The organism is Microbispora hainanensis (genome assembly GCF_006874475.1).
In the GTDB taxonomy this organism is placed as follows: Bacteria; Actinomycetota; Actinomycetes; order Streptosporangiales; family Streptosporangiaceae; genus Microbispora; species Microbispora hainanensis.
On the sequence record NZ_VIRM01000038.1, the window covers coordinates 23492 to 37542 of the forward strand.

At 72.9% G+C, this 14051-nt stretch carries 9 protein-coding genes and 1 pseudogene; 4 read left to right on the forward strand and 6 right to left on the reverse strand.

Annotated features, from left to right (window positions below):
- Positions 1–7 precede the first annotated feature (7 nt).
- The 4 genes and pseudogenes from FLX08_RS26720 to FLX08_RS26735 all read left to right on the forward strand — a co-directional run bounded on the left by FLX08_RS26720 (position 8) and on the right by FLX08_RS26735 (position 3132).
- Positions 8–505 carry an NUDIX domain-containing protein gene (locus FLX08_RS26720; RefSeq protein WP_142622578.1) on the forward strand — a complete coding sequence of 166 codons (498 nt, stop codon included), beginning with the start codon at positions 8–10 and terminating at the stop codon, positions 503–505.
- An 89-nt stretch (positions 506–594) separates the two neighbouring features.
- The gene (locus tag FLX08_RS26725; protein WP_142622580.1) at positions 595–2184 is read left to right on the forward strand and encodes a serine/threonine-protein kinase; all 1590 of its coding nucleotides are present in this window, start codon (positions 595–597) and stop codon (positions 2182–2184) included.
- 16 nt (positions 2185–2200) lie between these two features.
- Positions 2201–2566 (forward strand): annotated as a pseudogene (locus FLX08_RS26730) (VOC family protein); the annotation flags it as partial.
- A 116-nt stretch (positions 2567–2682) separates the two neighbouring features.
- Positions 2683–3132 carry a hypothetical protein gene (locus FLX08_RS26735; RefSeq protein ID WP_142622581.1) on the forward strand — a complete coding sequence of 150 codons (450 nt, stop codon included), beginning with the start codon at positions 2683–2685 and terminating at the stop codon, positions 3130–3132.
- A 24-nt stretch (positions 3133–3156) separates the two neighbouring features.
- Here the strand turns inward: FLX08_RS26735 and FLX08_RS26740 are convergent, their stop codons facing one another.
- The 6 genes from FLX08_RS26740 to FLX08_RS26765 all read right to left on the reverse strand — a co-directional run bounded on the left by FLX08_RS26740 (position 3157) and on the right by FLX08_RS26765 (position 14048).
- Positions 3157–5148, reverse strand: coding sequence for a hypothetical protein (locus FLX08_RS26740; protein ID WP_142622583.1), 1992 nt, complete (start codon positions 5146–5148; stop codon positions 3157–3159).
- On the reverse strand, positions 5145–6344 hold the full coding sequence (locus FLX08_RS26745) for a VWA domain-containing protein (RefSeq protein ID WP_208761675.1): 1200 nt from the start codon (positions 6342–6344) through the stop codon (positions 5145–5147). Before FLX08_RS26745 ends, FLX08_RS26740 begins: the two co-directional genes overlap by 4 nt.
- Positions 6341–8584: a DUF5682 family protein gene (locus tag FLX08_RS26750; protein WP_142622585.1), complete on the reverse strand. Its 2244-nt coding sequence runs from the start codon at positions 8582–8584 to the stop codon at positions 6341–6343. Before FLX08_RS26750 ends, FLX08_RS26745 begins: the two co-directional genes overlap by 4 nt.
- A 2-nt stretch (positions 8585–8586) precedes the next feature.
- The gene (locus FLX08_RS26755) at positions 8587–9663 is read right to left on the reverse strand and encodes an ATP-binding protein (protein WP_142622587.1); all 1077 of its coding nucleotides are present in this window, start codon (positions 9661–9663) and stop codon (positions 8587–8589) included.
- Positions 9660–13205 carry a DUF4132 domain-containing protein gene (locus FLX08_RS26760; RefSeq protein ID WP_142622589.1) on the reverse strand — a complete coding sequence of 1182 codons (3546 nt, stop codon included), beginning with the start codon at positions 13203–13205 and terminating at the stop codon, positions 9660–9662. Before FLX08_RS26760 ends, FLX08_RS26755 begins: the two co-directional genes overlap by 4 nt.
- A 153-nt stretch (positions 13206–13358) precedes the next feature.
- A complete protein-coding gene (locus FLX08_RS26765; RefSeq protein WP_142622591.1) occupies positions 13359–14048 on the reverse strand; it encodes a hypothetical protein in 690 nt (229 codons plus the stop codon).
- Positions 14049–14051 lie beyond the last annotated feature (3 nt).

Consider the following 14051-nt stretch of genomic DNA (forward strand, 5'->3'; position numbering starts at 1 on the left):
AGCCGTCATGAGCGACTCCGCGTCATACCTGGCCTTCCTCGCCTCCGTACCGCGCCTTCGTGCCGCGGCGGGCGCGTTGCTCCGAGACCGCGAGGGGCGGGTGCTCGTCGTGCACCCGGTCTATAAGGACGACTGGGAGATCCCCGGCGGAATGATCGAGGCGGGGGAGTCCCCCACCGACGCTCTGCTCCGTGAACTACGGGAGGAGCTGGGCATCGCACCGCAGGTGGGCCGGCTCGCATGTATCGACTGGGTGCCACCCGCGCCGCCCTGGGACGCCGGGCTGATGTTCGTCTTCGACGCGGGGGTGCTCACCGGTTCCCAGATCGCGGCGATCCGCCTGCAGCCCCAGGAACTCGACGAATACGTGTTCGCCGCTCCCGCGGACCTGGACACGCTCCTGCCGCCAGGCCTGGCGCGGAGGATGAACGCGGCGATCTCGGCGGCGGACGCCGGCCAGACCGCATATCTGGAGGACGGTCGCCCCCGGCCGAGTGGTGCTTGACCTGGGGTGGCGCGGGCTTGTCGCGGTGGCCGGCGTCCGGCTGCTGTGAGGCGTATCGCGCCGCGCCCCTCGTCGTTAGGGTTCGGTGCATGGTCACCCCCCTGGAGCCCGACGACCCGCGCGTGCTGGGTGAGTTCACGCTGAGCGGGCGGCTCGGCGAGGGCGGGCAGGGGGTGGTGTTCCTCGGCCGGTCGCCTCGTGGGGAACCGGTCGCGGTGAAGGTGCTCAAGTCGGGGCTCGACGCGTCGGTGAAGGAGCGGCTGGTCCGCGAGCTCGACGCGATGCGCGGGGTCGCGCCCTTCTGCACCGCCCGGGTGCTGACCGCGGTGGTCGACGGCCGGATGCCGTACGTGGTGAGCGAGTTCATCGACGGGCCGTCTCTGCAGCAGCGGGTCGATTCCGGCGGTCCGCTGCGAGGCGGCGAACTGGAACGCCTCGCGGTCGGCACGGCCACGGCGCTGACGGCCATTCACGGCGCCGGGATCGTGCACCGCGACTTCAAACCGGCCAACGTGCTGCTGGGGCCGGACGGCCCGCGGGTGGTGGACTTCGGCATCGCCAGGCACGGCGCGAGCGACACGATCACGGCGGGCCCGGTCGGCACCCCGGCCTACCTGGCTCCCGAGCAGATCGCCGGAGCCCCGGCCACGCCCGCCTCCGACGTGTTCGCCTGGGGTGCCACGATCGTGTTCGCCGCCACGGGCCGTGCGGCCTTCGGCGCCGACGGCGTCCCCGCCGTCATGCACCGGATCCTGACCGCCGAGCCCGACGCCTCGGCGCTGCCCCCGCCGCTGCGTTCGGTGGTCGAACGCTGCCTGGCGAAGGACTCCGCGCGCCGGCCGTCCTCCCGCGACCTGTTGCTGGAACTCGTCGGGTCCGCCGGCGACCCGCTCCAGGCGGGCGCGGCCGCGGCGACCACCAGGCCGGAAGGCGTACGGCAAGGCGGGACGACCGCGGTCCTCCCGGTTCCCGGTCCGGGCGGGACGTTCCCGTCGGGCGCGGAGCCGACCGGGGCGGGCGGCCACCGGCAGGCGTCCCGTGCGGGGATCGTCGCCGGGGTGGTGGCCGCCGTGGCCGCGGTGTCGGTCACCGCCGCCCTGCTGGCGCCGCGCCTGCTGTCCGGCGGTACGCCCGCTGCCACGACGCCCGCCGCCACGACGCCCGCCGCCACGACGACCGTCTCGCGCGCGGCCGGCTCGTCGCCTCCGCCCGCCGACGCCACGCCCGAGGCAGACGACACGGCCTATGGCGCGGAGCAGGACGACAGTGTGACGACGGAGGACGCGACAGAGGACCCGGCGGAGGACGCTGCGGGGGACGCCGCGGCGACTCCGGCAGCGGCCGCCGAGCCGTCGACCACGCCGGGCGGGACGGTTCCGGCCGCGTTCGCCGGCACCTGGGGAGGCCACCTACAACCCGACGAGCTCGTCGGCACCAGCGAGACCGACGTACAGATCGTGCTGAAGGCGGGCGGGCGCACCGGAACCTGGAAGGACACCAACAGTTCATGCCGGGGGAGCCTGACGCTGACGCGCAGCTCGGCCACGGCACTCGTCTTCCGGCTGGACACGTGCGCCCCGGGCAGGATCGCCCTGATCCAGAGCGGGGAAGGGCTCGCCTACCGATGGGACGGTGACGAGGGCGAGGTCGTCTACCAGGGCCTCCTGGTCAAGGACTGACCGTAGGGTGGGCGGCATGTCGCTGCGACTTGGTCTGCTGAACTTCAAGGCTCGGGACAGCTCGGCGCTGGGGCGGTTCTGGGCGGATGCGCTCGGCTGGGATGTGTTCAGCGACGGACCCGCTGTGACAGGCGTGGGGCCGGTGGGCTTCGTCTGGCCGGACCCTGCCGCCGTCTGCGTCTGTGTCGTCACCGTTCCGGAGCCCGAGACGGTGAGGTATCGCGTGCACCTCGATCTCGCCACCACCTCCGCGGCCCATCAGGCGGAGCTGGTCGCGCGTTTGAAGGAGCTCGGGGCGACGCCCGCCGACGTGGGGCAGGGCGACGTCTCATGGGTCGTCCTCGCCGACCCCGAAGGCCACGAGTTCTGCGTCCTCGCCCCGGCCTGAGCCCGAGCCCGCATCTCCACTGACAGTAGGTGTCAGTGGAGGAGCCGTACGGTCCCGGCATGGCGTTCAGCGAGAAGGCCGTTCGTGAGTTGGGTGAAAGGGACGGGACTGTGCACGACTTCGATTTCTTCGCAGGCACGTGGGACGTGACCAACCGGAGGCTGCTGAAGCGGGGTGTCGGCAGCGACGAGTGGGAGGAGTTCCCCGGACGCTGCGTCGCGCAGGGCTTCTTCGGCGGCGCGGGCAGCTTCGACACGCTCACGCTGCCTACAAAGGACTTCGACGGCGCGACGATCCGGACGTACGACGCCGAGCGGGACGAGTGGTCCATCCATTGGGTCAACAGCAGGCGCGGCCTGGATCCGGTCCCGGTCGTGGGCCGTTTCGTCGACGGGGTCGGCACCTTCTATGCCGACGACACCGATGACGGCCGTCCGATCCTCATCCGGTTCATCTGGTCGGGGATCACACCCGGCTCGTGCCGCTGGGAGCAGGCGTTCTCCTACGACGACGGCCAGACCTGGGAGACCAACTGGACGATGGACTTCACCCGCGTCTGACGCACGTGCGCGGGTCAGTTCAGGTCAGTTGAGGTCCAGGGCGACCTCCAGGCGCAGGTAGGCGTCGATCCAGGCCCGTTCGACGGCCTCGTCGGAGTCGTGGGTCCGCGCCGCCGCGAAGGCCGTCACGGCCTGCGCGATGCGGTGCAGCCCGAGGACGGTCAGCCGCCGCGCCGCGGCGGCGAGCCGGTCGTCGTACGTCGGCGGCAGGTGGGACAGGCCGTGATGGGCCACTTCGGCGAGCAGATCCCGGGTGTCGATCAGGGCCGCGGTAAGTGGTTCGTGCCGGACGTCGTCGGCGACCACGAGCGTGCCGCTCCCACCGGCGGGCCGCAGGTCGGGGACGACGACCCGGCCGCCGACCGCCAGGCCGATCGGATCGATGACGACAGCGCCCGCGATCCGTCCGAGCACGCCGCTGACGTAACGCAGCTCGCCCTCCTCGCCGCCGAGCACGGTGGCCAGCGCGTCGAGGCGTCCGGGGGTGGCGCCGGTGTGCGTGGCCCTGACGATGGCGGTGTTGCCCGCCTGGTCGACGATGACGGCGTCGAGGCGCTGGTCTCCGGGCGCGTACGTGACGGCCTCCACCCGGGCGACGGCGACGACCCGGACCAGTTCCGCTTCCACCCTCGGGCGGATGGGCCGCAGGGGGAGGGCGTCGAGCTCACGGCTGAGCGCGGCGACGTCGGTCACCAGCAGAGACGACGGCAGTTCGCCCCAGTCGCCGCGCGACGGGCTGACCGTCGTCTTGGAGATCCGCCCGGTCGACAGCCGCACCGTACGGCTGGCGCTGCGGACGGCGGACTCCGTGACCAGGGTGCCGGTGGCCAGAGCGGCAAGCGTCGACGTGGCGATCCGCCGCCCGGCCAGCGCCGCCCCGTCGTCGTCGCCGTCCCATCGACGGCGAAGGACCAGCACCATGGCGCTGTCGCTGTGGGCCAGGTAGACCTCGGCCGTCCGCTGGTCGCCGAACCCGCGGATCCGGCAGCCGAGGCTCTCCAGCCGCGCCCGGCGCAACGGGGTCTCGGCGGCTTCGGCGGTGCCGAGCACGCTGCCGCGCAGGGTGGCGTCCGGCCGTGTCACCGCGCGGTGCCGGGCGTGCAGCTCGGCGATGTGGCTCGCCAGCAGCTCGGGGCGATAGTGGGCGCCGCGGTCGCGATAGGAGGACAGTTGCTCGGCGAGGTCGCCGACCGCCAGCAGCGGCCAGCGCAGCCCGGCGGCGTCGAGATGGCGTCGCACGTCGGCGATGGCGGCGTCGAGCCCCTGACCGAGGTGGGCCGCGCCCTCGCGCAGGACCGTGCCGGCCAGGCCCAGGGCACGCCCCAGCCCGGATTCAGCGCCGGTTTCGCTGCCGGTTTCGCTGCCGGTTTCGCTGCCGGTTTCGGTGCCGGATCCGGGCTCGCCGCCGACGTCGATCCGTACGTCGGGGACGCCGGGGTGCAGCTCGTCGGCGGCCCGGAACGCCCAGACCGCCAGGGCGATGACGTCGTCACGACTGCCGGCGACGGTGTCGGTGTGGACGAACCCGAGGTCGCCGGGGACCAGGAAGCGCACGGTCGCGGTGGCCAGCTCGACCTCCGGCACCGGATCGGCGGGGGTCGCCCGGCGGACCCGTGCGGTGAATCCGGATCTGTGCGTGCGGCGAGCGGCGGCCATCAGGCGGGTGCCGATCTTGGCGGTGAGCTCGTTATCGGTCACCTGCCCCGGTGACCAGGGCAACGGCGCCGCACCGGCCTCTTCCACCACTGGGGTGGCCGCGGCGGGCAGGCGCTGGTAGGCGAGGATCACCGCGATGACGTGCCGGCAGACGCCCGTGGCGCCGCAGGTGCAGCGGGCCGCGTCGAGGCCGCCGGTGGGCAGGGTCGCGGACGGGCCGTCGGGGAAGCTGCCGTGCACGGTGCCGTCGGCGTCGGTGCGAACCTCCGGCGCGGGCTCCTTGGCGGCACGTTTGACCAGCCCGCGGTTGGTGAGCGCGGCCAGGGAGTCCGTGGTGAGCCCGAGCAGATCCGTCCTCATCGGCCCACGTGCTCCGCCACGAAGGACGCCAGTTCGCCCGGTGTCATCGCGCCGACGTGGGCTCCGGCGTCGGCGAGGCGCTGCGCCAGCTCCCGGTCGTAGGCGGGATCGGCCTGCTCGTCGAGCGCGGCCAGGCCCAGCACCTTGCTGCCCTGCGCCACCAGGTCGCGGACGACCCGCACCAACCGGCGCGGATCGCCGCCCTCGAAGAAGTCGGTGATCAGCACGACGATCGCGCGGCGCGGCTGGTCCACCAGGCTCGCGCCGTACGCCGCCGCGCGGGCGATGTCGGTGCCGCCGCCGAGCTGCACCTTCATAAGCAGCTCCACCGGATCGTCGACATCGGCGGTCAGGTCCACCACTTCGGTGTCGAAGGCGACCAGGTGGGTGCGCACACCGGGCAACCCCCACAGGCAGGCCGCGGTGACCGCCGCGTGGATCACCGAGCCGGCCATCGAGCCGGACTGGTCGACGAGCAGGATCACCTGCCACTGCTCCAGGTGGCGGCGGGTGCGGGAGAAGAAGTACGGAGTCTCGATCACCACCTTGCCGGTCCCGGGCTGATAGCGGCCGAGGTTGGCGCGCAGCGTCCTGACCATGTCGAAGTTGCGGGCCAGCCGCATCCGGCCGGGCCTGCGCACCTTGGCGCCGGAGAACGCGCTGCGAACCTCGGTGGCGAGCTTGTCCATGAGCTGCCTGACCACCTGCTCCACGATCCGCCTGGCCAGCCGCAGCACCTGCGGGTTCATCAGGTGCTTGGTCCGTAGCACCGCCTTGAGCAGCACGGGGTTGGGCTCGATGCGCGCCAGCACGGCCGGGTCGGTCACCACGTCATGGATCTCGTAACGCTCGACCGCGTCGCGGTGCAGGCGTTCGACGGTCTCCTTGGGAAACAGCCGCGCGATGTCGTCGAGCCAGTCGAAGGTGGTCAGCGTCGATTCGCCTGTCCCGCCCTGCCGCGTGCCCTGCTGCACACCCTGCCGTACGCCGCGCCGGCGCAGCTCCTCGTCGCGGCCGTAGAGCCAGTCCATGGCCGCGTCACGGGCGGCGGCCTGCGCGCCGAGCGGCTGCTCGGCGAGACAGGCGCTGCCCGCCTCGCCGAGCAGCAGGCGCCACCGTTCGAGCGCGGGGTCGAGCGTGTGATCGGTCATGGTGTGATCGGTCATGGTGTGATCGGTCATGGTGTGATCGGTCATGGTGTGATCAGTCCCTCCCGGCGCAGCGCCGCCTCGACCCGTTCGTCCAGTGCCCGGCCGGCGGCCACCAGCTCGGGCGCCGCGTCCAGCCGCATCAGGTCCCATGCGGACGCGCTCCCGGCGCGCCGCTCGACCAGACGGGTGGCGATGAGGTGCCGTTCGCGAGGCGGGAAGAAGCCGAACGCCTGGCGCAGGGCGGGCAGGGCCACCAGGAAGTCGTGATCGGTCATCTCTCCGACCAGCTCGTCGAGCAGCTCCAGCATGCCGCCGGTGTGCAGCACCTCCTCGCGCGCGAGCGCGAACAGCCCGGCCAGCCAGTCGCCTGCCGACGCGGGGACGAACGCGCCGCGCACCGCCCGGGCCGGGTCGGCGGCGGCAGTGCCCCGCAGTGACCAGCCCAGGCCCAGCGACGCTCCCCGCAGGTCGGGTGGCGCGTCCTGGCGGACGGCGACCCTGTCGGCGACGCCCAGCGCCGCCTGCGTGTCCAGTCCGAGCGACGGGCCGGCGTGCCGGAGCGCGTCGCGTACGGCGACCAGGGCGCCGATGCGCTGGAGGTCGGCCGGTGCCGGGCCGCCGCGCACGCCTTCGGCCAGCCACAACGCCCGGCGGGTGGCGGTCGCGACGACCGTGCCCAGGGTGGTGCTGCCGCCGGTGCGGAACAGGTCGTCGTGGCGCCACATGGCCAGGGCGACGGTGAGGGTGCGGCCCAGCGATCCCAGGTCGGACGCCGCGCCGACGGCCCGCGCGAGGTCGTCCAGCACCCGTCCGGTCAGTTCGCCGATGCCGCACAGCGCCGTGTCGAACAGGATGTCGGCGAGCTGGTCCAGGCCGGCGCCGGGGATCCGTTCGGCGAGGGCTCCGGCCGCCGCCTCCTGCGGGTCGACGCCGTAGCCACCGGCGTCGATCAGCGCGGGCAGCCGGTCGTCGGAGTCGGTCAGCGTCCATCGTTCGGCGAGCTCGGCGCCGTCCGCCAGGCGGGGTCCCGAGGTGCGCACCACGCCGGGGATCCGCAGCACCCGCAGCCGGTGCAGAAACCGGCTGCGCTCGCGGCCGGCCTCCGTGCCGAGGTCGAGCCGTTCCTCACCCGGGCCGCCCAGCACGGGGAGAACCGCGTGGACCAGCGGTGGCAGCCGAGTCGCGTGATGCAGGCGGCCCACCTGGTCACCGCTGAGGGCCGCGATCATCTCCACGATCACGGGGTGGGTGCCGGCCCGCAGCGTGCCGCGGGTCGCCCAGGGCAGCGGGACCTCGATCGCCTCGCCGACCAGTGCGCTCGCCAGGCCGTCCAGCACATCGACCCGGGCCGGAAGCGGATGACCGCGCAGCAACGCGAGACCGTCGGCGGTGGCCCGGGCGGCGATCAGGTCCGCGGTGGAGACCGGCCGGCGCCGTTCCCGCAGCCGGGCCGTCACCGCCTCGGTGAGCCTGCGGGCGGCGTCGGCGGGGCCGGACTCCCACACGTGCTGGTAGTAGCCGGGCGACGGCATGCCCGACTGGTAGCCGTCGAAGGCGTCCAGCCGCCGGAACGAGTAGGGCACCAGATAACTGGCGGCGACCGCGTCCGCGGGCGGCCGCGGCACCTCCGGCAGGCTCCGGTCGCCCTGCTCGGCCAGCCGCATCAGAGCGGGGCGGTGGAAGCCGCCGGTGACCACGACAACCGGCCTGTCGCCCGCGTCGGCGGCCGCGGCCCGGATCCACTGCGCCATGTACGCCTCGCGGGCCATGTCGTCGGAGCCGGCCCGCGTGTCGCCGCGCACCAGGTCGAAGTAGGCGGCCAGCCGTTCGGCCAGCCCGTCGGCCGGTTCGATCTCGAACAGGTGGTCCCACAAGGCGTCCACGTTGTCCACCGAGAAGGCGCGGCACAGCCGCCCGGTCACCTCGCCGTAGCGGGCCTCCGCGTCGGCGTACCGGTTGCGCACCTCGGCCAGCGCCGGATGCCAGGCGGGCAGGTCGATGAAGCGCAGCTCGGCGCCGACCTCACGGCCGGTGGTCAGCGCCGTCCACTCCGGGGAGTAGTCGCACAGCGGCGTCCACGAGCCGTGCCGCCGCTGCGGATCCCGATAGCCGGTGTAGACCGCGATCGGCAGCTCATGGCCCAGGAAGAGCTCGTCCATCCTGTGGTTCATGTCCGCCGGGCCCTCCACCAGCACGTACGCGGGCCGTACGGACCGGATGGTGTCGGCGACCAGCCGGGCGCAGGCGGGGCTGTGGTGCCGCACGCCGAGGAACGTGACCGCCATGGTCAGCCCGGCAGCAGGTGACGGGCCTCATGCACGGCCTTCCACTGGTCTCCCGGCCGCTTCTGCTCCAGATATCTGCGGAGTTTCGCCAGGTCTTCCGGATTGTCCTTGGCCGCCGTGCCGGCGAGGCAGGAGACGAGGTCGGCGGCATCACCGGGCTCGCCGCGCAGGAACCACCCGCGCAGCCCGACGGCATGCGCGACCGAGACGGCCTCGGCGGTGCTCATCACCCCCGACAGCCGGTCGGTGGCGTCACCCCGCGCCGTCTGCCCCTCGCGCAGCTCCCGGAACGTGGTGACCAGGACCTCCAGCACGTCGCGCCGTGGCGGCGCGCCGACGCCCGACCGCTGCAGGAGAGCCCTGGCCTCCGCCTCCACCAGCATCAGCTCGGTGTCGAAATCGGCGATGGGGAAGACCGTCTCGAAGTTGAACCGGCGCTTGAGCGCGGCGCTCATCTCGTTGACGCCGCGGTCGCGGGTGTTGGCGGTGGCGATGACGGTGAACCCCTCCCGGGCGAACACCATCGCCTCCGGGCCGGTCAGCTCCGGTATGGCGAGCACCCGGTCGGACAGCGGCGACAACAGGCAGTCCTGCACCTCCAGCGGGCACCGGGTGATCTCCTCGAAGCGCACCACCTTGCCCTCGGCCATGCCGCGCAGCAGCGGAGCGGCCACCAGCGACCGGGTGGACGGGCCCTCGGCGACCAGCAGCGCGTAGTTCCACGAATACTTGATCTGGTCTTCCGTGGTGGCCGCCCCGCCCTGGATGGTGAGCGTCGACGTGCCGCTCACCGCCGCGGCGAGCAGCTCCGACAGCAGCGACTTGGCCGTGCCCGGCTCACCCACCAGCATCAGCCCGCGGTTGGTCGCGAGCGTCACCAGGGACCGGTCGATCAGCGAGGGGTCGCCCACGAACTTGCGGCTGATGCCGAGCTTCTCGTCGCCGAGGACGAAGCGCCGGGCGGCCCGCAGGCTCAGCGCCCAGCCGGGCGGCCGGGCGTCGGTGTCGGCGTCCCGCAGCCGGGCCAGCTCGTCGGCGTAGCGGATCTCGGCCGGGGGCCGCTGGACGTGCTCGTTCATCGGGTGATCTCCCGGAGGTCGCGCAGGATCTCGGAGACGGTGACCGGATCGAGGCCGTCGAGGGCGATCCCCTCCAGGGTCTGCTCGTCGGCGAAGTCGAGATAGCCGATCGCGATGCCCGGGCTGATCCCGATCGTGATGACCTGGCCGCCCGGCACGTCTCGCTCGATCCAGAACTGGAGGCCGGCGTCCTGCGGGTCACCCCGCCGCCAGCCGCGCCGTTCCAGGCCGATCACCTTCACGGTGGGGATCTTGGCCGAGCAGATCTCGGCCAGCAGCGTCTCGTCTGGGCCGTACGTCTCCCGGCCCAGCTGCGGGAACGGCTGCAGGATCTCGTAGTCGGCGAACACCTCCGCCCAGGCGGCCAGGTCCTCGCCCAGCTCCAGCGGGTGCGCCACCCCGACGACGGCGTCGCCGGGCAAGATCAGCGTCTCGTCCTCGACGTCGGCGAAACTGCGGTCCTCGGCCACGCGCAGGGCGCCCGTGAGCCGGCCCGAGGGGTCGTAGAGCCCCCACACCAGCCGCCGCACGATGTGCCAGAGCAGCGGGTGGCCGACGAGCAGCCGTGTGAAGTCTTCACCGCTCCAGCGGCGCCGGTTCACCATGGCCTGCTCCAGCCTGTGGATGGTGTCCGCGGCCACGGCGCGCACGTCCTTCTTCAGCCCGGCGAACCGCTGGTAGGCGGCGGGCGCGAGCTCCGGGTCGTCGTTCACGCCAGGCTTGGGCAGGTTCTTGAGCCGCTTTCCCGCGGCGTCGGCCACGTAGGGCTTGAGCTGCTCGTCGAAGCCGACGACGAACCGCCTGCGGCCGTAGTCGAGGGTCAGGCTGCCGTCGGCGGACAGCCCGAAGTCCGGCACCAGGCGGTCGGCCAGTTCCTGCGGCGTCAGGCCGAGCTCAGCGGCGACCTCGTCCATCTTCTGCCTCGCCCGGTTCCTGAGCCCGCTGAACTTGACCTTCTCGGCGATGCCGTGCAGGTGCATCAACGCGACCTCGGAGCCGATGCCGGCCAGCAGGTCCAGGCCCGCGACCGCACGGGCGTGCCCGCCCTCGCCGGGCCAGGCCCTGATCAACGGCGTCAGCCGCCGGACGGTCTCGTCGTCGCCGAGCAGGCCCAGCGCGTCCATGACCCAGCTCTCCTTGGACGGATAGCCGGCCGCCTGCCAGCGCTGGAACAGCGACCAGACGAAGTCCGCGAGGCTGCGGGCGTCGCATGCCTCCTTGACCTGGGTGAGACCGGCGTACGGTTCGCCGGGCCGGGAGATCGCCAGCATCGTCATCACATGGCGGACCGCCTCGGGCGGCAGCGCGCCCGCGTCGCCCCGCAGGTGGATGGGGGTCAGGATCGCGGCGTCCGCCCACTCGGGCAGCACGGGCATCTTGGCGGGCAGCACGTCGAGCGGGTCGGCCGCGAGCAGGTCGGCGACCGCGGCCTCGGCGGCGGGGCCGTAACCCGCGGCGGCCCGCGCGACGGCGTCGCGGGCGCCGCCCGCGGCCAGCACCGTCAGCGCCTGCTCGGCCTGCCGCCGGGCCACCCCGGGCTTGCCCAGCGCCGGGGGGATCAGCGCACTCGCGGCCGCCTCGGGGTGACGGGCCAGCCACGCCAGCGCGGTGGCCCGCACCGACTTCAGCCGCGCCAGCCACTCGGCCATCAGCACGGCGATCTCCGGGCCGGTGAACGGAAGCAGCGCCGGAGCGACCGTCGCGGGGCCGCGCCGGGCGCTGTCCAGCACCGCGGGCAGCGCTGCCAGCTCGAACCTGGCGACCACCCTCGGCATCCACTCGGAGGCCCCGTAAAGGTCGTCCGGGCGCCACTTTTCGATCAGCGGTGCGGCCAGCTCGTCGGGCCCGGCGACGAACAGGGCGATCTCGTCGTGCCACACGGCACCCCGGCCGTCGGCGATCCGGCCGGCGACCGCTTCCCAGCTCTCGCGCCAGGGCCGGTCCCAGGCTTCGTCACCCGGCCGGGCGGGCCGCCACGCGTCGCGCTCGCCCGGCCCCCACACCACGGCCGGCTCGTCGGTGCATACCAGGCCGGCCACGACGACCGGCTTGCGGGCCGTACGCGGACGGGTCCAGGGCGGGGTGACCAGCACCTCGGGCAGGGCCCCGGCCGGAGCGGTGGCGGCCGTCGCGGCGGTCGCGATCGCGTCGATCCGCCGGGCGGCGGCGTCGCCGACGGCCGCCCTCACCTCGGTCACCAGGCCGGGATGGGACAGCACGTGGGCGCGCAGCAGCAGGTCTGCGGCCTTGCCGTCGTGGGCGGCCAGCATCCGCATCGCCCGGCGCGGGAAGCGGGCGGCCGCGCGCAGGAGGGCCGGCTGGGTGTGCTTGTGATCGATCCGGTCGAGGAGCGCCTGCATCGCCGCGTCGGCCGGCAGTTCGGCGAGCACGCCCAGCAGCCGCCGCTGACTGTCCGCGTGGTCGACCTCGTCGAACCATCCGGCCAGCACCGGCACGGCCGCGTTCCCCAGGCCGTCGACGAGCGTGGCGAGCAGGGCGAGGGAGTCCGCGATCCAGTACGCCTGCGCGTGGGTCGCGATGAGCGTCGCGAGCTCCGGCGTGCTGATCGCGGTGATCAGGATGAAGGCGAGCCCTCGATTGAGGCGGCTCATCTCCGCGCAGTCGGCCGCGACCCAGTCGGCCTCGGTCGGCACCAGGTAGGAGGCCGCCACTCGGTGGTGCAGCCCTCCCTCACGGCTCTGCGCCAGCGCCGCGACGACCTCGGCATACTCGGCGTCCGACGCGGTGGTGAGGACGGCGCGGACCCGCGTGGCGGGCTTCAGCCGATTCCAGTCGCGCCAGTGTGTGGGGGATTCGTGGTCGGCCAGCCGCCGGACCGGCCGCGTGTCCGAGAAGAAATAGGGATGCAGCGAGGCCAGTTCGGTCGCGGCCACTGCCGCGAAGGCCAGGCCGCGTTCGGCCAGCCATGCCTCGGCGAACAGAAGGAGCGACGGCTCCTCACTCGAAGGCCAGGACGCGGCCACGATCGCGGCGACCACCGCGGCGCCCAGCGGCGGGGCGTCGGGCTCCCCGGCCAGGTAGGCCGTGCCCGCGGAGGCGATCTCCGGATCGGAACACTTCGTCAGCACGTCAAGGAGCTGCTCGCGGTGCTGGTTCAGCAGCGCGGCGAGTTTTCCGGGCGCCCGCGCGTCGGGCTTCTTCACGGCCACCTTCACGCCGCCCCGCCGCGGATGAAGAACACGTAGCCACGCGGCCGGCATCGTCAGCCGGTCCTCGTCCGCGACGCTGCCGGTTCCCGCCGGGGAGGTGGCCGGAAGGGAGGTAGTCGGAGGGGAGGCCGCCGGCCGGGCGGTGACCGGCGCGGCGGCCGCGTCCTCCGTGTAGCCCTTGCGTAACTTCTCCGCCACCAGCTTGCCGGCCGCCGCCTCGGCGGCGGCAGCGGAGCCGAACGACTTCACCTGAGACTGACCGGCCGTGCCCATCCGCCCATAGCGGATGTTCAGCTCCGTGCCGTTCTGGCGCACTTCCCAGAACTTCGCCGAACCGCCGCCGACATAGGTCAGCATCCGCTCCGCGGTCATGCCGACACCTCCACCGTGTGCTTGACGTAGCTCGTTGTTCAAGCGACACGACGGAGTGACCGCGCCATCTCGGATGCCTCATCCTCGTGATCGCCAGCGGCGAGTATCGCGCGCCCGACCGACAATCCGGCAATCACGACGGTTGCGGCGGCCTTACCCGGTGGCGGTGTAGCGGTTGGCGAGGTTCCTGCACATGACGTCGGACGAGCCGATCCACAGGATCGTGAAGCGATAGCCCTTGCTTGTCCTGGTGACGGCGTCGGCGCAGAAGTCGGGACGGAAACCGTCATCTCTGAGAACGTCTCCCGTGGGGATGTCGAACGGCAGCCTTCTCAGCAGCCAGCAAACCCCGGTGTCGACCAGCGCGTCCAGGTCTCCGCGGACGACCGCGACCATGCCGATCGACCACGCGGCGCGGTCGTGGTGATACACCCCGAGCGCCAGGTGGTCGGTCTCATAGGCGCACTCCGCCGCGTCGTTGACCGCGTTCACCCTGCTGACGAAGCGCTCGAGCCCGCCGCGGAACTCCCTGAACTCCTCGGAGCGCCCTTCGGGGATGAAACCGAGGACGTCTTCGGCCAGGCCCGCGATGCTGATGCAGGGGTTCTGCACGATCACACTGACCCCGTCCGCCGGGGAAAAGCTCGGGAGCTGGGACCTCGTGATGGGCCCCGGAGCAGGGCAGACCGGGCCCTTCGGTTTCTCCGGCTCCTTCGGCTGCTTCGCCTTCTTCGGCTCCTGCACCTGCCCCTTCTCGGTCTCCGAGGCGTTCGAGCCTCCCCCGAACTCCTCGTCCAGGCACGACGTGGTGGAAAGGGAGACCGACAGGAGGACGGCGAGCAACCT